This is a genomic window from Paenibacillus radicis (ex Xue et al. 2023), from assembly GCF_024722015.1.
Lineage (GTDB): Bacteria > Bacillota > Bacilli > Paenibacillales > NBRC-103111 > Paenibacillus_S.
Genome location: NZ_JANQBD010000017.1, coordinates 25854 through 45355 on the forward strand (window position 1 = coordinate 25854; position 19502 = coordinate 45355).

Below are 19502 nucleotides of genomic sequence, written 5' to 3' on the forward strand. Positions count from 1 at the left end.
ATCCCGACGTATTTTTTACTTTTTCAACATATAAGTAAAACAGCTAATGGTTTTTATTGGTATGTACATCACTTTGTAGCCTTAACGCCATGTAAAATACCCAATAAATCAAAAGATTTATTGGGTGAGATGACAAGGATGGATTAAACAAACTATTATCAATTAACAAGAATCTTAACCTTTGTCCCATCCTTATACTTATCAAGTTGATTGCTAACCCAAGATCCTGCACCCCGATTATCAGAAGGGTTTATGTACTTAATATCTGCACCTTTTCCACCTTCAGCACACATTGCCATAGGAAACTCATCACGATCTAAATTTGGTTTTGTAGGAATGCCTTTAAGCGACTCTTTTCGATTTGCTTCTGCACCCTTTCGATCAATTGTACAAATTGGGGACTCTCCATGGCTTATTGCTTCTTTTATATGTGCAGCTGTTTCAGGAAATCGCTCCGATGGGAAGATGATAATATTCGTTACTTCAGTATCGTTGTATGAACTACTCGTTGGAACCACAAATAGTTCGGGTTTATAAATATAGAGCAGTACAATAATACTTAAAAGAACTAGAGTAAGAAGTTTTGATTTATTTTTCATTTTGATTATCCCTTGAAGTCATTTTTTATGAATGTAACTGATAATTCCACATCATAAACTCAGTTTTATTGAATATGCAGACCTGATCTTTGTTTAATCATCAGAATTTTTTCTTTCTGTACTTTAATAGCCATTCTGTAATGTTCCAATTGTTTTAAAAATACTGCATACTCTTCTTCAGCTTCCTTAAGAACGGCTTCTGCTTCAATCAGCTTTAATCTCAAGTCTTCTCTTGCTGCTATATCATCCAATAGGGCTCCTCCTCATATATTCACCGCAAAGTTTATAGATCGAGTTTATCTTAATTTTCATCGAGCCTAGACATTGCCCTGGACCTTACCTTCTTGGCGAGTTTTACACCTAATAAGATCACTGGAATTTCGGCCAAAAAAGAAACCAATGTATACCAAAAGGGCGAATTATCCATCGACAACAAATCATTAAAGGCAATTGCCAACCCTATTACACCAATGATCGATGCATTGAAATATTCTGCTTTCTTTGCAATTCGAGCGGACATATAGCCTACAAGGAATGACCAGAACAAACCAACAATCACTATTCCACTTAATATTAAATCATTAGAAAATACTCCTTTAAACTCTTCTGCGCTGAGACCCATACTATTAAAGTAAATCAAAAGTAATATTCCGATAGAAATATACGACCCAGCAAAATTAATAATTACGCCAAGCAAAATTGCGCCAATATGCAAATCTTTATAGTTCATAAAAACTCTCCAATTCCTCTATTATCAGACAACATTTTATCAAACCTACAAGAAATCTCCGTAAGTCATCATAATAACAACTATCTGTTGAAATTTCTATAACCGTCTTTATTTTTTGACTTTAACCGCCATCAATAAGAAGGTTTAGAACACTTCATAAATACTTTCGTGATACATTTGGACCAAATTTGATAGAGAAATTCTCGATGGCCTTCCTTCTCCAAGTACAAACTGGCCCAACAGTATGGATTACAGAATTAGCAGAAAGTTTGCCTGCAGTTGTAATAACTGCCTCTCCTGTCTTGCATCCACCTTGCTTATCACGAATTCTCTTACATTCATCCAGTATTTCTTTACCTCCTGTTTTATGGATAGCACCATCAACACCCCCACCACCAAGTAAACTTGAATTTGCAGCATTTACAATTACATCCACTGATATTGTGGTTATATCGCCTTTTAAAACCTCAATTCTTTTGATTATACTATCCATCATTATCTCCTATAAAATCGTCATTTTTTTCCTATAATCATACGGACTTAACAATTACTGCAACTATTAAAGCCAAAAGTATGAATATAGTTCGATACCTTCGAGGAACTATTCTATTAATAAAGTACAGTGCTACAAGTAATATCCCTAACGTTAATCTTGTTTTATTGTCTTTGCCTAAAGCTAATAGGACAATAACAATAGACAAATAAAAAATAATCTATAGGCCTTGTTCGACAAGAACTGCCCTCCCCAATGCAACTTAAAATCACTTCAATCGTCATTACTTGAAGATTTGGGCTAATATTCACTCTGTACTTTGTCATAAACATTTGTATTTGCGATTTTATCATGAAGCGTCTGTTTATAAGGACCAAAAGCAATTAAGTATCCAATTAATAGAGTTAATGTAGTTACTATTTTCCCTAAAAATCTTTTAGATGCTTTACCAAATGTTAGTTTATTCCCTTCTAAATCCATGACCACAATTGACAAAATTATCTTCCCTACAGTTCCTTTGTACTTAGACGATTCAAAAATAGCTGAGTAAGCCCAATAGAATAAAAAAACAAATATAATAACTAACGGAGTTCTGTATCCATCTTGAATCGGTAACCTCATACTAAAAATATGTACAATTCCAAACGGCAATAAAAAAGCAGTTATGAATAAATCAATAACATTGGCAAGTATCCTTGAAAACAAATTTGAACGCTTCAACAGATCACCTCATGTATAATAAACTCCATGTTTTATTTATCAACGGCACAAGAACCTAGGAGGAAGAATATGCCTACTGTTACAAATAGTCCTCCTTTTATTCTTCTCAACACTAATTCGGCTTCGCTACGGGTTTCATACTTATTTTCAACTTTTTTAGTATTAAAATTATAGCTATAAAAGAACGTAGAATATTTGGGAAATAAAATGGCAAATAAACCTGCGGCAATTACTATGATACTGACGATTTTCATACGTACCTCCAACATGGATATTCACATGTGTGTATATTTTCCAAGGCTTGATTTCCCATCTTCTGATTCAGTAAAGGGGAATTTTCTAAATAATCTTTCTTTATCCATCACGGCACTCTTTCTAAAAGAGATAAAAGTGCTCTCATTGAAGCAATTTACTTCTTTCCAATTTAGTATTATCCCATTCAAATGCTATTGGTGAGCCTTTTTCACTTGGTTTCCATCCTAGTTAAATTGCTTCTAGGATAATCAAGGCAACTTCTTTAGGTTTGATAACCTTTAATTTCAAATCATTAACATATGGAAATTCAACCCAAAAGTCATTAATGTCAGATTGTACATATACTTCGATTCTTTGTCCCATTTCCATCCTATGTTCCACAATTAACACAATACGTCCTTTTATTGATGCAGAGATAGTCCACCTGTATTCTTCATCTGCTACAAAGATTCTCCTAGAACCTTTTTTACTGAGCGTCAAATGTTCACCCTCTTTGTGTACTTTGCAATTAATTCCATGTTTATTTAATTACTTGAACATGATTTTTAACAATAATTCAAAAGCTCTAACACCATTATGCTACCATAACCAAAATGAAGAATGACCTTTCCAACTTACAAATGTATTTACAATGTTAAGATAGGAATTTCTCCATGGAGAATTTACTCCAGAGTAATTATGAAACGTATAGTAAAGAATAGTTCTCATCCTGCATAACTAATATCAGGAGGATATACTGATGTCACTCCAATTGATTTGGTCAGTCTTACTGCACCTACCATAGATAAATCAAACATTTTTGTAAAATCCCAGTTTCGCTAGTTTTTTCAACGCCATTTCTTTTATTTCTAAATCCTCATCCTTAGACAAAACCAACAAAGCGCTTATGGTCGCTCTTTTATTGTTTACAATCCTTTGTCGAACAGAGGGGTCTATATCATTAGCTAATTTAATTTGGAGTTCTTCAGACAATTTGTTTTAGATGCAACCATATGTCTGACTCGCCAACAAAGATCGTCAGATAGTACCTCAAGGACTTCCATCTGAACCGTTTTGTTATGTGCCACCCAATACTTCAAATCTGGATACTTTCCAATAACTTCAAGCCAAATGTTTATATTTGCTTCTTCCCTAGCCGCTCTTAAGTAATCGTCAACATTTTCACTTAATCTTAACCCTACAAATTCCTCTGCTGAATTAATCATAACTACCAGCTCCAAACCAATCGTAGCCTTTTCATCTGTTTCTTTCGATACCCCTGGTACATTTATGGACTGTCATTAAATTCTCCCCACATCCATGGTAACTCACTTCTGAACATCCTGATGTTCCCATAAACCCCATTTTCGCATAAAGTTAACAAAAAAGGCTACCTGATTTTCTGTAGCTACTGGGTGTCCCACATAATGCATGTCAGCGAGAAAAAAGTTATGGATTTCGAAAATAATGGCATTGAGTAGAACTCATTCGCTGAGCTAACAGCCAGTTTTAATTTGCTTTCGTTTACCACGCTGTAGAACAGAACAATGAAAATCAGAAATAGTCGTAATTGCGCTCAGAATTAAATCTTTGCCATAATTCGGTCCATGGGACCAGATGTATTAGAATTGATAAATAGCAACAAACCATTGCCAATAAAAATACATTAATTCATGGCTATTTCACGATTAATATCATGTTAGTCAGGATGGGAGAACCATTAGAAGCGGAGGAGGGTTCAGTGACGCACAAAGATTTTAAATGAACAGGAATTATCGTGTTTCTAGACTCACATTTCGTAAGACGAGTGAACCAGCAGCCAAGTATGCAGAAAAGCAATTCGCTCTTTCGAGCTTTGGCACTAGTATGGTAGAGGAGGTTGCGTGGGATTTACAGACTCTTAAAAGGGCTTTCAAAACTGTTTCAAGAATTCTAAATGAATGATGGACCGTTTTAACCTGATACCTTCATATTCTCCCCCATCCATCCTTACAAATAAACACCCAATAAATCGTTAAGATTTATCGGGTGAGATAGGAAAAGTTTATCGGTTCAAAAACGAGTTTATCGACTTTCATTAATTATAAGGAATACAGTCCAAATCCCATTATCCCTTACCCCACAAAGCTCCTAACCCTTTCAACTAACCTTATGCTCGATCCGCAGCTTATCCGCCACCATCGCGATAAACTCAGAATTAGTTGGCTTGGCTTTAGAGATATTAATCGTATAGCCGAACAAGTGGCTGATACTGTCGATGTTGCCGCGCGTCCATGCGACTTCAATCGCGTGACGGATAGCACGTTCTACGCGGCTCGGGGTTGTTTTGTATTAACCTATACTTTTCCCATCTCACTAGGTATTTATAGGATTAATGACCGATATTGATTGGTCTACTTATATTTTAAAACCTTAGTTTTGTTATTACCAGTCCTAAACCTATAAACTCTAAGAAATTTTAACCATTCTAATTCAACACCACAAATCGACTCTCCCCTAACACATCACCACACACGATTTGTCCCCCTATCCTTAAAACCTATTCTTTATAGAAAATGGGGTACAAATCAAATATTCAAAACAAACAAGTTGTATAGCTCACTTGCCAATGATCTTTCACTAATTCGTTCAAGCAACTAAATTCTTCTATATATTAGAGAAACTTCTCACCGCTTCATCTAAATTCAACGAAACATTCAAACAAAGATAGTACCTCAACCTACACTCACTTCAATTCAGACGTATTTATTTTGATCATGAGCGATTTATATTGTAGAAAGTAATATCTTTCCTTCTAAGCAACCTAGGACGCTCAGGATGAGATTTAACAAATGAAAAAACGGATGTATCTACCTATGCCAAAGAGAGTAGCATAGCTACTCCCTATTAGATGATAATATAGTTTTTTTCATACCTTTACTATCACTTACTTAACCGCCTTCTTTAACATTTCCTCTAGTTCTTTAAGTTTTTCCTCTTTTGTCATTGTCTCAGCAGGTCTATATTCACCTTTTGCGTTATAGTCTGCTGGATTTTTAGACACACCATTCTTCGGAACGTATTCACCATTCTTGTTATAATCTAAAGGGTCTTTTGATGGTGCTTTAGGGTCTTTTTCAAGTTGCTCTTTCGTATAAGCAGGTTTATTTGCTGTTTGAGACTTCGATAACTCCCATTGTCTATCAGCCAATGGTTGATACTTTAACAGCATACTATCTCTTTCATTTAATGAAATTAGAGTATCAATCGGTTTTAGCTGGTTTAAATAGTTAACGACATTAATGTAATCGTTGCCCTGTAACTTCTTCTGTACCTTTATGTAATTATATAAGTTTATTAAATCCTGCTTATCCTGCGGCAAGTCACCCAGCCTTACTGAGTATACTCCACCTATCTCTTTCCATAACAATGCATCCGCTTCATCAAGCTTGCTTTCTTTGATTTTTTTAAAAATAAGATTGTATGTATTGTCTTCTGGTAAAGTGGCTTGCGTACTACTAGCTACGAGCGGTTCGTTTGACTTCACATTGCTTCCACATCCGACAACAAAACAAAGTGATACCGATACGGATAGCGTTATTATTAATTTTTTTCTAATTTTCATTGTGTTGACACCACACCCTCATATTAATAGAATTTCAACTTTTGAAGCAAATGTCGAATAGACCACATTAATATTAACACATACAATTGTTAATTAAAACCAAAATGTCTAGTTAACCAGACGATGGTGATAGAGAATATCCGTAATAATTAATTCTAAAAGGAGACAATCCTTTGCCACTTGAATTAATTTTCGGAAAAGTCGTAAAAAGTCTAAGAATTAAAAAAGATATTACGCAAGAACAACTAGCACTTGATAGCACCCTTGGACGCACTTATATTTCCGAACTTGAGAATGGTAAATATCAACCTACTCTAACAAGCCTTTTTGACATTGCAAAAGCTTTAAAAATGAATCCCTCTGATCTCGTCAGGCTTGTGGAACTTGAATTTGACAACCAATCTCATTAACCCAACACAAACAGACGCTCAGGAGCAATCCTGAAGCGTCTGTTTTCGTTCTAAGAGGGATCTCTAGCCTTAGATAAAATGCAAGTTTTATGTAATCACAGTTGATGGTTATTATCATTCAAGTACTGATAGAAAAGAAATACTTTCATCTCACTCAAACAAAAAGCTTTTTGGCTGTTTTAGCGATGATGTATGTACTTATACCATCACTTGCCCCTCCGACTACTCCACCAATAACGGGAACAGCTTTTGTTAGAACTATCGGAGCCTTGGTTCCAGTTTTCGCAACCAATCTAAATCCAACCTTTTGATTTATCTTCTTCAATACCGCAAAGGGTAGCTTATTCTTTATATAGCTTGTCATTATCTTTTGACCAATTTTTATTCCTGTATTCTTTAATACTTCCGCTGCGGAATTACCAGTTAATGCAACATATACGAATGTTTTTACTTGGTCACTTTTCAAATCATATCCTCTTAAATACGCAATAGCAGCAATCATTCTTACTTGTACATAAAGAACACTTATAATATTTGCGGGTAACGTAACTGGTAACGTTATTAGACCACCCAATCCACTTAGGAAACCAGAAGCTATTGCTTTTGTATTTTGATAACGAATCATTGAACTTATAGCTGATTCAACGGAACCATTTTTCTTTCGCTAGTAATCATCAGCCATTTCGCTGGCTGAATCTAATCCTGAAATACCGTTTATTGCTTTGTCATAGCAAAAATCTAAAGCTTTAATTAGTTTATTGCGTTGATTCTCATGATTTTCAGTCATCATATCCTCTCTTTCACTTCAAAGCTAGATAATAGCTTATATTCGACAAGAATTGTGGTAAATCCTTCAAGCTTTATACCCAATGCAAATTGAGACTTACTTCACCAATCGAAGATGGCTTCCCTTGATTTTCAACACACAATTACTTCGTAGGTACTTTCCTTCCTCCAAAGCCACCACATCATCATTGAAATCAATAATCTTCGATTTGCAATCCAACGTTCCAACAAACCAAACCTCAACCTCCAAGTCAGCGTTAATACAATTTTGAAGCTGCTCATCTGTTTTGATTGTTCTTTTGTTTATTGATATGTTTTTCATTGTAGACTCTCCTTATGGAAAACAAAAAGCACGCAGAAATACAGGCGTGTGTTCGCCAGTATCTCTGCGTACTTCGCAGTTCCCGTACTATACTTTTCTTAATTACAGTATTAAGCACATAATTCAAATTCGTCAACACAATATCATAATTCTTGGAAATAAAGTACATAAACATGTATATATGAACACTTATTAATTATTATTTTCAGAAATTAAGTTGAAAACCTGATACTGACGTTCCCACACTCCAACTTGGTATTCTGATGGATGGTATGAATTGAATTGCAAAAAGAATAACCCAGAGAATTTGTAAAGAAATAAAAATTCTTCCCAAATACATATCAAGTCTATATTCCTTAACTTCATGTATAATTTCTCTCTTGTTTAAAATAATTAATGCAATTAATATCAATGCATTTAAATGACTAATGAATGATTCGATGATAGAAAGAACTTTACTAAAGATTGATGTTGCTACAATATCTCCATAGCCAACTGTAAAGTAGGTTATGGTATTAAAATAGAAAAAGTCAAAAAAGTTGTTAACTTTATCCCCATTACTATATTTTAATAATGCTTCTGATTTGAAGTAGTCATTCATACTCCATTCTAAATATGAAAATAAAAATATAATCGCAAAGCTTAAAAGCATAATATAAAAACATTGCGAAACAACAACTTTTGTAGTTATTTTAGAGTAATTTAGCTTGCGTATCGCTTTGTAAACATTCACATAGAGCATTATTACACAACACATTACTCCAGTAGTAATAAACAAATAATTAATATTATCAAAAAAAGCTTTAAAAATTATTTCCCTACCAAATATAAGTTGTGAAACATTTAATAATTGAGTAGTAAGTAACCCTAACATAATTATTAGGCTGAGATAAAATAGAGTTAATCCAGTTGACCCATTTAGCCATTGCACTCTTAAACTAACAAAAAGCGTAGATAAACTAACAATAAAAATTATTAAGCGAATCCAATTAAGTGGATGCTGAGTAGGCTCATCAGTAATTCCGATCTTCAATAAACTAAATAATTCAAAATAAGTGATTGAAACAATTTGAAATATTAGTACACTCATCAGCATCAATGGAAAATGTCTTCTAATAGAATTTTCAAATTTGCTGAATCTTTTTTTTGAACGTGGAGGTAATGGCTCACCAATATCTAATTTAATACTAGTGAACGTTTGTGATTTTTCATCGTTCATTTTACTCACGTTTAGAACCCTTTCTTTACTTTCTACAATAGTTTTGTGGAGTTTATCACAAACAAGCTATACACTTTAAGATACTTCAAATTTTCTACTGCTATAGTCCCAGTTATCAACTTTTTGCTGATATTTGTGGATACCTGAATGAGTTCTTTCAAAAGAGTAACAATCACAAGTGGCTTGACTGGATTTCCGCTTTGCTTTAAATTGTTCCCAATAATAGCATATCACCTTTTCTGCAATAGCTGATAAGGTGATCTCAACAACAACTTGTTGCTGATTTTCTGAGTCAAATTCAGGAGTTTTCTGTTGTGGCTTTAGACCAAGCTGCCTTGTAAGTATTGTCAGTGAGCAATTACGGATGTTATGAAGCCAAGTGTTCAAGAAAGTTTTTTTTCATTAACTTTCATTATTTTGATTGTATTGATTTCACGTACTTCTCAGCTTTATGATCTTTCTTTATCACTGGTAAAGCGTTGTTCAATTGATTCCAAGACTCCAGTATAACTCTTGGCTCTGATTCAATAATATTTTGTGCCTTAAGATTGTCCTCCTGCTTGTAAGCTTCAATAATATTAATAAGATCATGGCGATCTAACAATTTCACATGATTAATACCTGCAAGTGTTTCACATGAATCTGTGTAAAGTGTTGTTGCAATTACAATAGCTTTTTTTGCTTTGTAGTACCTCATACAAGAATAAACCTCTTGTACTGCGCTAATACCTACTGGTTTATCAATTGCATATCTTTTTGCCTGTACTACGTTTCTTACGCCTTCACGATCTGTAAAAATCACATCAGCTCCAAAATCTCTACTTCCCACTGTTTTATACACTCCAGAATAGCCAAGTTCTAATAATAACCTGTATAGGTACATTTCAAATTCTGAACCATCAATCATTTTATCTATATCTTCAATGTCTATATTTCTTAGATCATAATTCTCTTGAACTACTTGCTCTTGCTCTTGCTTTCTATTGCTACCCAGCTTTCTATAAGCTAAAATTCCTACTAATGTAAATAGCAGAATGATTACTAAAATTAATACAAACACTCTATTACCTCCATATTCATATCATCTTTGATGCTCGTAGCAAAACACTTGATTATTAAACTTATTAGGTCTTTCCAAGCAATAACTTCTAACCTTTTCACTAACCTTTTTACCACAATCAGCGCAATGAAATGTGCCTATGTCATTGGGAGTAGTAGCCCCATTTCCTATCTCTTGAACATCTACTTTTGATTTCCTAGCTTTATGCTTTAAAAGAACAAATGAAACCCTTATTAGAAGCAACGCAACAGCTATCATTATCCCATAGTTAAGGAATGGTATCTCAATTGGTGTGTTTAATACTTTTGTTTCCAGCACCCATACAAATGCTTTTAACATGCAAAGCATCCCCAACGCACTAACTAAGAAAGTTGAAATTGATCGCTTACTCCTTCTTGCCATAATAAAGCCTCCTTTAATTATCCTTATCTGGATGAATAGTTAAATAGTACCATAATTCATGTCCTTATATGTAATATTTTGTTATACCATGTTTTAATGATCTACTTCTTATTCTCTACCCTTCATCCAAAGAGATAGGTAAAAAAGCCTAGGCAAGGTTCCTGGGCATTAGACATCACGTATGTTCAACTAACACAGCGGCTCAGATATAATTGGAGCTTGATGTACATTTTTACTAGAAACTTTCTTAATTAACTCCTAATCCCTCCAACTCGCAAACAGCCAAAAAATACTCAAACTCCAAATACCTTCCCTGATAATCTCTACATTTCTCTAAATGTTTAACATAACCTTCCTCATTACCATCTTTCAGGCATTTTACAGCTATCCAGAACTCATATTTGCACCTTTCCCTTATAGCCATAATCGATTGTGTACTTATGCTATCAAACAAATCTTGACTACTTATTTGCCCAAGAAGAAAAGGTGCTATTGGATACTTCCTTTTCTTTAGATACCGTATAGCTAATTTCTCTAACTTCTTATCCTCTAGATATACTCCAGCATATAAAAGTAAAGCTGGCACATTTACGATATTTGATGTATAAAGCTTAGGAGCAAGTCCTTGTTTCCAATACTCAACCGCTTCTGAATAACGCTTCATCAACCAGCAAGCAATTCCTGCCTTGATGAAATTCGTATCACCTTTATATTCATCCAAATCTTCAATAATTAATGAGTATTTAAGTGCAGTTTCATATCTTTTAAGCAAGAATGCGGCAGTCACAGCATTACCCAAATGGATTTTGTTATTCGTTTGCTCAAATTTACCAACAAGCTCATCAAATGCTTCTTGAAATCTACCTTCTTCAATAAGTTTCCAACCCAAACCCATTTAGACACACCCTTACCAACTTAACATTCTTCATATCCCAAGAACCTAAATCTATTTGTAAATGTTTTTTCAATCAAAAAATACCTAACCACTTCTTCAATACGCTCACGACTACATTCATCAATCAATATCATGTCGCTTGACCAAAAATACTTTCCAGACAAACACTCGCCAGTCATTTGATTCTTATCAATTAACGCTTGTATGTTCTTGTATGTAAAAAAAGTAGCAATCCATCGTGTTCCATCTTCGAATGTCATTATTACATCTGTATTGTCATCATAGATATTCCATTCTCCAACAGACCATTGCTCTGCTTCTATCCAAAGAGTATATCTTTGCTCTTGCATATTCCCTCCATATGCCTAATCATTCAAAATCACAGTCAAAGCATCATCAAACCTGCTTGAAATTTCAATAAACTCATTATTGGGCGTATCTACAAGTGAACGAACTTCCAGCAATAGCTCTATCAACGCTGAATACTTGAACAGTCTCTCAGCCATCTCATTCAAAACCTATCCTTTCCAAGGAGTTCAATTACTTTATCAAGCTTCTTACCCATTTGAGCATCGTGTTTCTTCTTCCAACTGAAATACCTTATGCCACTTATCAACGCAACAACTAGCAATACTACCAAAAGCAATGAAATCAATTGCATTACAGCAGCCATTATCGAAAACGAATAACCCATCTAGTATTTTCTCCTCTCAACACGCAATCTGCCTTAAATAAAACTTCTCTTTTATTGAAGGTATCCAATTTTCAAATCTTTGACTATATTTAGTAACGTTTCACGACTTGCTTTGTATTCATCAATAATATTAATGTTTACTTTATAAAATCTATCATAAGGCTCTTCTTTACCTAGTGTTTTATGAGGTAATATCCAAGGTTGTATTTGCTCGTTTGAGTAGGAATTAATTCTTCCTATGAAGTAGGAAAGAAAATAGCCATCATTTGTTTCTATTGAGTTTCTTTCAGCATTATACAATCTAATGAAAGCCTCCATTCGTTGGTCTAACTCTTTACTAGTTTTATTAAAGCGAAGGTACTCCTTTTTTAATTGAATTAAGTTTATAATGAAATTATTATTTACATATTCCTCATAAATATGGATAGGAAATCCCTTCACGATTTCCATTACTTCAATCACAACTAAAGGTATTGACTTTTCTGCACTAGTGATATTTACTACATCTTCTGTGTTAAGAATCGAGATTTCAAGTTGGTCTTTTAGTAGTGATACTTCTTTTTTCACTTCCCATTCCTTCTGTCTTTCTTCACGTTTCGATTGCGTCCGCCATAAAACAAATCCAACAGTTATCCCTGTAAAAAGCCCAGAAATACTCCCAGCAATAATATCTGGTACAAATGTTGACCAATCCATTTTTAATTTCCTCCACTTGGCTATGAAATCCATAATTTATCTAATAAAACGCAACCACTTTTTTAATTTTGCAACCCATCAATTGCATTAAGTATTCTGTATGTTCTATCGTCAATTCTTCCCTTGGATTCATAATTTCAATTGAGAAGCGTGAAAATCCTGCGTTCCACTTATAATTCAGTTCATTTAATGATGTAGCCTCATTACAACAATCTGTCACCACGCTTAAGTTATGAAATGAAGTTTTAGAAGCCTTGTCCATTACTTCACCCCACCAATCTAAATCAATATTACTTGAGCAAAATGGACAACCAATGCTCTCAAAATTCTCACCTTGATCTATAAAACGCACTTCATCAGTCAGAATGTACTCTGTTTTTTCGTTACTTACGTTAAAATTTATCCATTCCTTTACTTCCCCTAATTTCATTTCACTTGGAACAAATTTAGGATCTTTGGGTATTATCTTGACTATCACATCTGACATAGTAGTGGATTCCTCCGTCATTCAACAAAAATTGCTCTTTTATACCTTTAACTCTCCCTTTATAGCTTGAACAACCTTTTTTATGTATCGCTTGCTATATTTGTTACAGCAAAGAGCAATAGACTTATCCATTTCCCAATCTTCAAGTTTTAGATTTTCCTCAATCATTTCAACTTCTCTAAGAATTTCCTTCTTTGTCTGGTCTAACTCCATCTGACTGAATAATTCAATTTCTTTTGTAAGTGATTGTAGTAAACCACGATATTGATTCATGAAATATGAAAAAGTGGGTATCGCCATTCGATTCTCCCTTCAAATAAAATCGTGCTTTATGTTGAAGTACTTTCTTATAAATTAAAAATCTTTTGACCTCTCTAAATATGTTTTTGCATGAGGGCTAAATTCACCAGAACCATTAGTTAATTTAGTTACTACTTCTTCAACTGCATCTTTCAAGACATGTATACCTTTTTCACCTGAATAATATTTTCGGAGAATATTTTTCAGATTGTTGTATAGTCTCTTTGTAAGCTTTTCAATTTTAAGATTGTGTTTATAACTCAATATAGTATAAGCATCTTCTCCACGTAACTCAGAAATAGAACTCCATAAAAGATAATGAAAACTATAATTTGTTAGTGTCTTTTTATTAGAACTGTCGAAGAGTTTTGTATTTGTATTTAGCTTTAATAGTTGATCTAGCATATGCCAAAAAAGTACAATTTCATAGATTATTTGCTTATTCCCCCTTAAATCTAGATGGTAGTCATAAAATCTAACATTATGTAAAGCTGAAATCACTTGGGGAGTAGCAAACATAAGATTTTCACTAATATGAGTGAATATTTTTTGTTTAACCTGATCAACATCTATCCCAACCTTAATATCATTCGATCTTCTAAATGCTGTTCTTACATCAATATAAATATATAACTCAAAGAGAATAGGTGCGTATAACTTTTGATATACTTCTTTGTAATACTTGTGATTTTCACGCCTCTTTGTTAACCAATGGGATATTATTTGAGCTATAACTGCTGCAATAAATGCTGCTGACGCTGTTATTATTGCTGCTATATAAGGATTACTGTTCATTTATAATTAAACCCACCTTTTTCATTTTTTATTGCTTTCTGTAGAAATATATTCTTGTTCTTGAAATAAACAAGAATTGTCGCTCCTGAAGCAAATAGCACTTCAAATGACAATATATCCTCATCTGTAATCAATATCTCATTGTATCCCAATCATCAAAGCCCCTACGTTGATCTTTCCTTTTTATCCTTATTGTACCATTTGGCGTATCGATGTAGTTGATAATTTATCGTTCAAATTGAGTTTAAGGTCGCTGGTCTGGAGCGCACAGGGCATCTGGGGAAAAAGCAAATCTTCATTTGGTTATAAGTACCCCCCACCCTGTTACCTTATAAAATCAAAAGAAAAAAGCATCCTACATTCATCAGGATGCTCCACCATTTACCACTACTAAGATATTACCTTCCGTTTTTCCAACTCACGATACAACGTAGGCTTAGATACACCTGTAAGATCAACGATCTCCTTCAACGAATATTCCTTGCTATCATAAAGCTTCAACGCTTGCTTAACTTTCTTATCATCCAGCGGAGGTCTGCCACCTTTTCTTCCTCTTGCTCTCGCCGCTGCTAACCCTGCAAGCGTTCTCTCGCTAATAATATCGCGTTCTAGCTCAGCAATGACCGCAAGCATTCGAAACATGGCACGCCCAACTGCTGTGGTAGTGTCGATATTATCACGAATTGAAATCAACTCAATACTGCGGTCTTCTAAGACCTCACTCAATTCAATAAGCTTCTTCGTTGATCTTGCAAGCCTGTCAAGCTTGTAGACAACCAATGAATCACCTTCACGTAAATATTCTAAAGCTTTTGCCAACTCAATACGGTCATCATTCTTCCCTGAATCCTTTTCTTCAAATATCTTGATACAACCTTTTTGTTTCAATGCGTCTGTTTGCAAATCAAGATTTTGCTCACTGGTACTAACACGGGAATAGCCTATAAGTGCCACGCTTTCGCTCCTTTCAATGTATTACCAGTTCCAGACTGTAGCATCAAAAACGGCGAAAATCCAGTGTTTATTTACTTTGATTTTGATATGAGTTTTGTACCATGAGCTGCGTATAAAAAGGGAGTTTTTCCGAGCCAAGCCAAAAGTTCTCAAAAACATTCATTTATGAGAAAAGGCACGAACCAAAGTTGTCCTTGGATTCATACCCACTCACATTTCAAAAGATTAAACTTCACCAAATTTACTTCTGCAATAATGTTTTGCTTATAGACTACTCATAAACTCAGAATGCACTCTTTCCAAGTGATTGTGAATGTGTTGATCGTTAGAGCTATACATTTTCAAGTTCTTAGTTATGTCATTGAGCAACTTTAAATAATCCACAATATTTCCATTCTTAAAGCGGTAATAGTTAAAATCAATAAAATCATCAAATCTTTGTTTAACTTCCCCGCTGGGGTCAAGGGAAATTACATCAATTGATTTTAAGTGTTTTGATTCCAATAGAGATGACTTTAACATATATTTCATATATGAATCTGAGATAGGCAATGAATATCCCAAAATTCTAACATGGTTTGCTTCCCTTAATTGCTTTTGGGCAATTTTCCAAGTTTCTAATAGGTCTTGGTTTGAAGTTTTATTCCAAGTAGGAGGAACTAAATTCATCTTTTCTATACAACCATGCAGCTTAGAGAGCTGCACTTCACTTTGAAACGCTTCTGCAGCTGCATTTCCAGCAAACGTTATTGGTCGTGAGACATCACATTTTCTATTTAGGTATCTAATAGTATTTTCTAACACCAAATCATAGTTTAAAGTGACAACTGAATATTCTGTATTTGCTTCGTGATTTCTTTTAAATTTAATAATTCTATCATTTCTGTTCAACATTTCGAACTTCAGGTTGAACAATTCCGCAACGAAATGCCCATAAAGTATGTTTGACTCACTTTGACCAAAAACAAAGTCATGCCAATTGGACACTTTTTCATTGTAATCAACAATTCCAGGAGTGTAATGCTCAATTACATCTCTAAGGAATTGTTTGAATTTTTCTGTATTATTCTGCCCCTCCAAGTAGTCATTCATTTCGAGGATTGATAGGATTTCTTCAATATTATAAAGGTCTGCTTTGAAGAAGTTTTTTATAACTGACATTTTATTTAGTAAATCGAATATTTCATTAAAATGGGAATATCTTTCTGTATCTTGAAAATATAAGTCTTTAGCCTTCAAAATGAAATTTGACATTACTGGCAGACCAAGCGGAGCAGAAAATCCAGCTCCTAATATATATACTACTTTTTCCATTCGACACCCCTTGTGCTATATAATTAGATGCTATTCACAAATCAGCCCATGTTTCCACAACGAAACAACAACATCCATTTGATAATTATGTGACATTACCTTGCCATCCATAACAGTTTCCCATAACACTTTCAGATCCTCAGCCAACTCAGGATTCTCTCTAAGCAACTCCACAGCCTTGATTGCATAGCCCTTATTCTTTTGTGAATTGCTTCTCTCTGTATAGATTCCTTTCGAAATACCCTTCACCAATCCTGCTTCACATAACCCAAGAAAAGCGTTCTTAGGACACCCCTTCTTCTGCGCCCATGTACCTTCACCGCAAGTTTCCGTTGTAGCTATGTTCCAAGCTTCCAAGGGTGTAGACGCTTGGTTATTTTCGATTAACTTTGTTGCTATTAAAGTTGCCTGAGCATATTTGTTCATTTGTACTTCTCTCTAGGAATAATAATTAGGAAGCCAAAAAATACTTGTAACAAGTATTTTTTGGCTTTCAAAATTTCTGAATTTAGTTTACCTTCATTGTTTTTTTAATTTGTAATTTTCTTGCTTTATCAAAGAAATACTTAGGTTGCCATTTTTCTATTACTTTTGGAACAATGAACTCATTTGCAGCGGATAGCAAAACAGATTCAACTGGTTTGATAATAGACAACACTTGCAAGAAACCAAAAATAACAGTTCTAGTTGGTAGTGACAAACCACTATTACTATTATTTATAATTAATTTCGCGACTGACTTAGAAAAATTCGTTTGTTCCTTTAAGCATGTCCTAGTAGTATTGTCCAACCAATGCCTTAGAATCTGCCCATCACCTTTCCTCAGTTTTAGAATATCCGAAATATTCATTAGCCCTGCTGAGATATTTTCTTTAATATCTGGGAAATCATGTATTTCGCATAATTCAAGGAAATTATCGCTTTGATTCCTATAAATATCTTTACGGTACGCTTGCCTTAATTTCTTGACGAAAAAATCTTCTAACTCACTTTCACAAACCACTTCATCAAATTGGCTAAGCAAAGCCATTCTAAAATTCAGTTCAGAAATTAAGTGTAATCCATATGTTGCTTCGTCAAGAACCCTTTTTTGTAATCTTTTATCCTTTGTTTTAGGAGTAAAGTAGCAAGCACCATCTGAAATTTCAATAGTGAAATCTGGTAGATCAAACCTATCTCTAACGAAATTAAAAACAGCTGAAGTTAGTTCAAGATTATTAAGATCATTTCTACAGTTTTCAAGAAGAATATCGCTACTAACTTGACTACTTGTAAGCTTACTGCTAAATTGTTGAATTGTATTTTTCGGATAGCTAGCTTTAAACACTTCCTCTAACTTGCCGTAGTCTACAGGTGGAATACCATTTTTTTCATAATCCAAAAGCATAATACTATTTAATGTCTTTGTTGTTTGCTTTGCAATTATTGTCCCATAAGTATTGTAAACTGGAATAATCAAATTTTCAGCTAATAGTTCTTCCATTGTTTTTGCTTCTATATTTGCAGCTAAGACTTCGAATACATTAGCAGCTGAAACATCTAGTGCAACTGAATCATAGAATAATAAAGCTTCCCCTAATAATGGAATTATTTCACTCGGTCGATTGGCAGATACATATACTGTCTTTTTCTGTTTCAATTTTAATACCTCCAAATATATATGTATTTATTTAGTATCTTCTTGCTTTTTCAATATTCTAATTACAGCATGGTAAGTTGCTAAGTAGAAATGGAACATCCATGAATGCCATATGTTCTTATCATAATTCCTAATTTGTTCAGGGTTATGATGCCTTAATTCAAATTTGTTTGCTAACTCAAAAATTAAGCTTTCATCTTTTTTATCAAGTGCTTTTGCAAGTTTTTCAGTCTTTTTAAGCCATTCAAATACATTTGCCAAATCAATAATAGCTTGTCTTCTATCTTCAACTGATTGACTTCTATTTTTCCATTTGCGGATGGCTTCCCTCACTTTGAAGTCAACGTTTTCTGGATCGTATTGAATTATTTCTGCATCCAAAATTTCCTCTAATCCATTTTTTCCAAGTGATAATATCTCACCTGAATCAGAAATTTCAAAACCATCACTGTAATCACAGATTAGAAGATTTACTGCTCCTTTAAACTCAACCTTTCCACTAAAATCATCGTAATTTTCATAATCCTGATAATTGTAGCCTGTGTCTGACGAATACCATGCTAACTCTCCTGGTTTTGAAACATGATGAAATAAGAACTCAATTGTATCGAAAATATTTTCCTCTGTTACATCTAATCTATCCCACTTTTCTATTGGAAATGGCATGAACTTTATCTCAAACATTGCCTTATGATTAGCATCCTCTGGGACATCAAATGATGTAATTGATAGTTTTTCTTTAAAATAATCTTTGCTTTTGTAATAAAGAAATAGACTCTGAAGTTGCTTGTATAATTGATATACATCAATGGCTTTCTTATTGTTCCTTGTTGAGTAATACATTCTTTTTTCCATCTTCTTCTACCCCTAGCTTTAGATTATCTAGGATTATTTTACCATATCCTTTTGTGGAGAAATATAACATATTATAATCCAAGTACATTATTATCAGTTAATGTATTTCATTGTATTGAGTAATCCAGGCACCAAAACACTATATACACAACTAAAATGGACACTCCAATACTATATATTGTGGTTTCATCAAAAAAACATATTGCATTTTGGTATTTACTAGAGTAATATTAATCCTATAGAGACATTAGCACTCACGATAGTCGATTGCTAGTATTGTCTGAATATTATAAC

29 protein-coding genes and 1 pseudogene are annotated in these 19502 nt (G+C 33.9%); 1 reads left to right on the forward strand and 29 read right to left on the reverse strand.

Annotated elements, in window-relative coordinates:
- Nucleotides 1–158 precede the first annotated feature (158 nt).
- The 10 genes and pseudogenes from NV381_RS22140 to NV381_RS22185 all read right to left on the reverse strand — a co-directional run bounded on the left by NV381_RS22140 (nt 159) and on the right by NV381_RS22185 (nt 6380).
- Nucleotides 159–599, reverse strand: a complete 441-nt coding sequence (locus NV381_RS22140; RefSeq protein ID WP_258215465.1) for a NucA/NucB deoxyribonuclease domain-containing protein — start codon at nt 597–599, stop codon at nt 159–161.
- 65 nt (nt 600–664) lie between these two features.
- The gene (locus NV381_RS22145) at nt 665–850 is read right to left on the reverse strand and encodes a hypothetical protein (RefSeq protein WP_258215466.1); all 186 of its coding nucleotides are present in this window, start codon (nt 848–850) and stop codon (nt 665–667) included.
- A gap of 50 nt (nt 851–900) precedes the next feature.
- Nucleotides 901–1329: a hypothetical protein gene (locus NV381_RS22150; RefSeq protein WP_258215467.1), complete on the reverse strand. Its 429-nt coding sequence runs from the start codon at nt 1327–1329 to the stop codon at nt 901–903.
- A 154-nt stretch (nt 1330–1483) separates the two neighbouring features.
- On the reverse strand, nt 1484–1822 hold the full coding sequence (locus tag NV381_RS22155; protein WP_258215468.1) for a macro domain-containing protein: 339 nt from the start codon (nt 1820–1822) through the stop codon (nt 1484–1486).
- A gap of 300 nt (nt 1823–2122) precedes the next feature.
- On the reverse strand, nt 2123–2542 hold the full coding sequence (locus NV381_RS22160) for an RDD family protein (protein WP_258215469.1): 420 nt from the start codon (nt 2540–2542) through the stop codon (nt 2123–2125).
- Between the two features lie 32 nt (nt 2543–2574).
- Nucleotides 2575–2796, reverse strand: a complete 222-nt coding sequence (locus NV381_RS22165) for a hypothetical protein (RefSeq protein ID WP_258215470.1) — start codon at nt 2794–2796, stop codon at nt 2575–2577.
- 229 nt (nt 2797–3025) lie between these two features.
- The gene (locus NV381_RS22170; RefSeq protein ID WP_258215471.1) at nt 3026–3277 is read right to left on the reverse strand and encodes a hypothetical protein; all 252 of its coding nucleotides are present in this window, start codon (nt 3275–3277) and stop codon (nt 3026–3028) included.
- 464 nt (nt 3278–3741) lie between these two features.
- Nucleotides 3742–4002: a hypothetical protein gene (locus NV381_RS22175; protein WP_258215472.1), complete on the reverse strand. Its 261-nt coding sequence runs from the start codon at nt 4000–4002 to the stop codon at nt 3742–3744.
- A 913-nt stretch (nt 4003–4915) separates the two neighbouring features.
- A pseudogene (locus tag NV381_RS22180) lies at nt 4916–5107 on the reverse strand (sporulation initiation factor Spo0A C-terminal domain-containing protein); the annotation flags it as partial.
- A gap of 595 nt (nt 5108–5702) precedes the next feature.
- Complete coding sequence (locus NV381_RS22185) at nt 5703–6380, reverse strand: hypothetical protein (RefSeq protein ID WP_258215473.1); 678 nt, start codon at nt 6378–6380, stop codon at nt 5703–5705.
- A 173-nt stretch (nt 6381–6553) separates the two neighbouring features.
- Between NV381_RS22185 and NV381_RS22190 the strand changes: the two genes are divergently transcribed.
- Entirely contained in the window at nt 6554–6790 is a 237-nt protein-coding gene (locus tag NV381_RS22190; protein ID WP_258215474.1) for a helix-turn-helix domain-containing protein, read from the forward strand.
- Between the two features lie 154 nt (nt 6791–6944).
- Here NV381_RS22190 and NV381_RS22195 read toward each other — a convergent pair whose 3' ends face one another.
- The 19 genes from NV381_RS22195 to NV381_RS22285 all read right to left on the reverse strand — a co-directional run bounded on the left by NV381_RS22195 (nt 6945) and on the right by NV381_RS22285 (nt 19208).
- Nucleotides 6945–7415: an EcsC family protein gene (locus tag NV381_RS22195; protein WP_258215475.1), complete on the reverse strand. Its 471-nt coding sequence runs from the start codon at nt 7413–7415 to the stop codon at nt 6945–6947.
- A gap of 39 nt (nt 7416–7454) precedes the next feature.
- Nucleotides 7455–7580 carry a hypothetical protein gene (locus tag NV381_RS22200; RefSeq protein ID WP_258215476.1) on the reverse strand — a complete coding sequence of 42 codons (126 nt, stop codon included), beginning with the start codon at nt 7578–7580 and terminating at the stop codon, nt 7455–7457.
- A 93-nt stretch (nt 7581–7673) separates the two neighbouring features.
- Entirely contained in the window at nt 7674–7898 is a 225-nt protein-coding gene (locus NV381_RS22205; protein ID WP_258215477.1) for a hypothetical protein, read from the reverse strand.
- Between the two features lie 205 nt (nt 7899–8103).
- A complete protein-coding gene (locus NV381_RS22210; protein WP_258215638.1) occupies nt 8104–9117 on the reverse strand; it encodes an ion channel in 1014 nt (337 codons plus the stop codon).
- Nucleotides 9118–9529: 412 nt separating this feature from the next.
- Nucleotides 9530–10177 carry a restriction endonuclease gene (locus tag NV381_RS22215; RefSeq protein WP_258215478.1) on the reverse strand — a complete coding sequence of 216 codons (648 nt, stop codon included), beginning with the start codon at nt 10175–10177 and terminating at the stop codon, nt 9530–9532.
- 21 nt (nt 10178–10198) lie between these two features.
- On the reverse strand, nt 10199–10579 hold the full coding sequence (locus NV381_RS22220) for a hypothetical protein (protein WP_258215479.1): 381 nt from the start codon (nt 10577–10579) through the stop codon (nt 10199–10201).
- Between the two features lie 247 nt (nt 10580–10826).
- Complete coding sequence (locus NV381_RS22225) at nt 10827–11474, reverse strand: hypothetical protein (protein WP_258215480.1); 648 nt, start codon at nt 11472–11474, stop codon at nt 10827–10829.
- Between the two features lie 20 nt (nt 11475–11494).
- Nucleotides 11495–11824, reverse strand: a complete 330-nt coding sequence (locus NV381_RS22230; RefSeq protein ID WP_258215481.1) for a hypothetical protein — start codon at nt 11822–11824, stop codon at nt 11495–11497.
- 15 nt (nt 11825–11839) lie between these two features.
- Nucleotides 11840–11980, reverse strand: a complete 141-nt coding sequence (locus NV381_RS22235; protein WP_258215482.1) for a hypothetical protein — start codon at nt 11978–11980, stop codon at nt 11840–11842.
- 5 nt (nt 11981–11985) lie between these two features.
- On the reverse strand, nt 11986–12168 hold the full coding sequence (locus tag NV381_RS22240) for a DUF4083 family protein (protein WP_258215483.1): 183 nt from the start codon (nt 12166–12168) through the stop codon (nt 11986–11988).
- A 51-nt stretch (nt 12169–12219) separates the two neighbouring features.
- A complete protein-coding gene (locus NV381_RS22245) occupies nt 12220–12864 on the reverse strand; it encodes a hypothetical protein (RefSeq protein WP_258215484.1) in 645 nt (214 codons plus the stop codon).
- A 40-nt stretch (nt 12865–12904) separates the two neighbouring features.
- Nucleotides 12905–13351 carry a hypothetical protein gene (locus NV381_RS22250; RefSeq protein WP_258215485.1) on the reverse strand — a complete coding sequence of 149 codons (447 nt, stop codon included), beginning with the start codon at nt 13349–13351 and terminating at the stop codon, nt 12905–12907.
- Nucleotides 13352–13390: 39 nt separating this feature from the next.
- Nucleotides 13391–13651 carry a hypothetical protein gene (locus NV381_RS22255; RefSeq protein WP_258215486.1) on the reverse strand — a complete coding sequence of 87 codons (261 nt, stop codon included), beginning with the start codon at nt 13649–13651 and terminating at the stop codon, nt 13391–13393.
- A 54-nt stretch (nt 13652–13705) separates the two neighbouring features.
- On the reverse strand, nt 13706–14446 hold the full coding sequence (locus tag NV381_RS22260) for a hypothetical protein (RefSeq protein WP_258215487.1): 741 nt from the start codon (nt 14444–14446) through the stop codon (nt 13706–13708).
- A gap of 390 nt (nt 14447–14836) precedes the next feature.
- Complete coding sequence (locus NV381_RS22265; RefSeq protein WP_258215488.1) at nt 14837–15400, reverse strand: recombinase family protein; 564 nt, start codon at nt 15398–15400, stop codon at nt 14837–14839.
- A gap of 264 nt (nt 15401–15664) precedes the next feature.
- Nucleotides 15665–16714 carry an SIR2 family protein gene (locus tag NV381_RS22270; protein WP_258215489.1) on the reverse strand — a complete coding sequence of 350 codons (1050 nt, stop codon included), beginning with the start codon at nt 16712–16714 and terminating at the stop codon, nt 15665–15667.
- Nucleotides 16715–16744: 30 nt separating this feature from the next.
- Nucleotides 16745–17140 carry a DUF6979 family protein gene (locus NV381_RS22275; protein WP_258215490.1) on the reverse strand — a complete coding sequence of 132 codons (396 nt, stop codon included), beginning with the start codon at nt 17138–17140 and terminating at the stop codon, nt 16745–16747.
- A gap of 82 nt (nt 17141–17222) precedes the next feature.
- Nucleotides 17223–18353, reverse strand: coding sequence for a hypothetical protein (locus NV381_RS22280; RefSeq protein WP_258215491.1), 1131 nt, complete (start codon nt 18351–18353; stop codon nt 17223–17225).
- Between the two features lie 27 nt (nt 18354–18380).
- Complete coding sequence (locus NV381_RS22285; RefSeq protein ID WP_258215492.1) at nt 18381–19208, reverse strand: hypothetical protein; 828 nt, start codon at nt 19206–19208, stop codon at nt 18381–18383.
- Nucleotides 19209–19502: the final 294 nt, after the last annotated feature.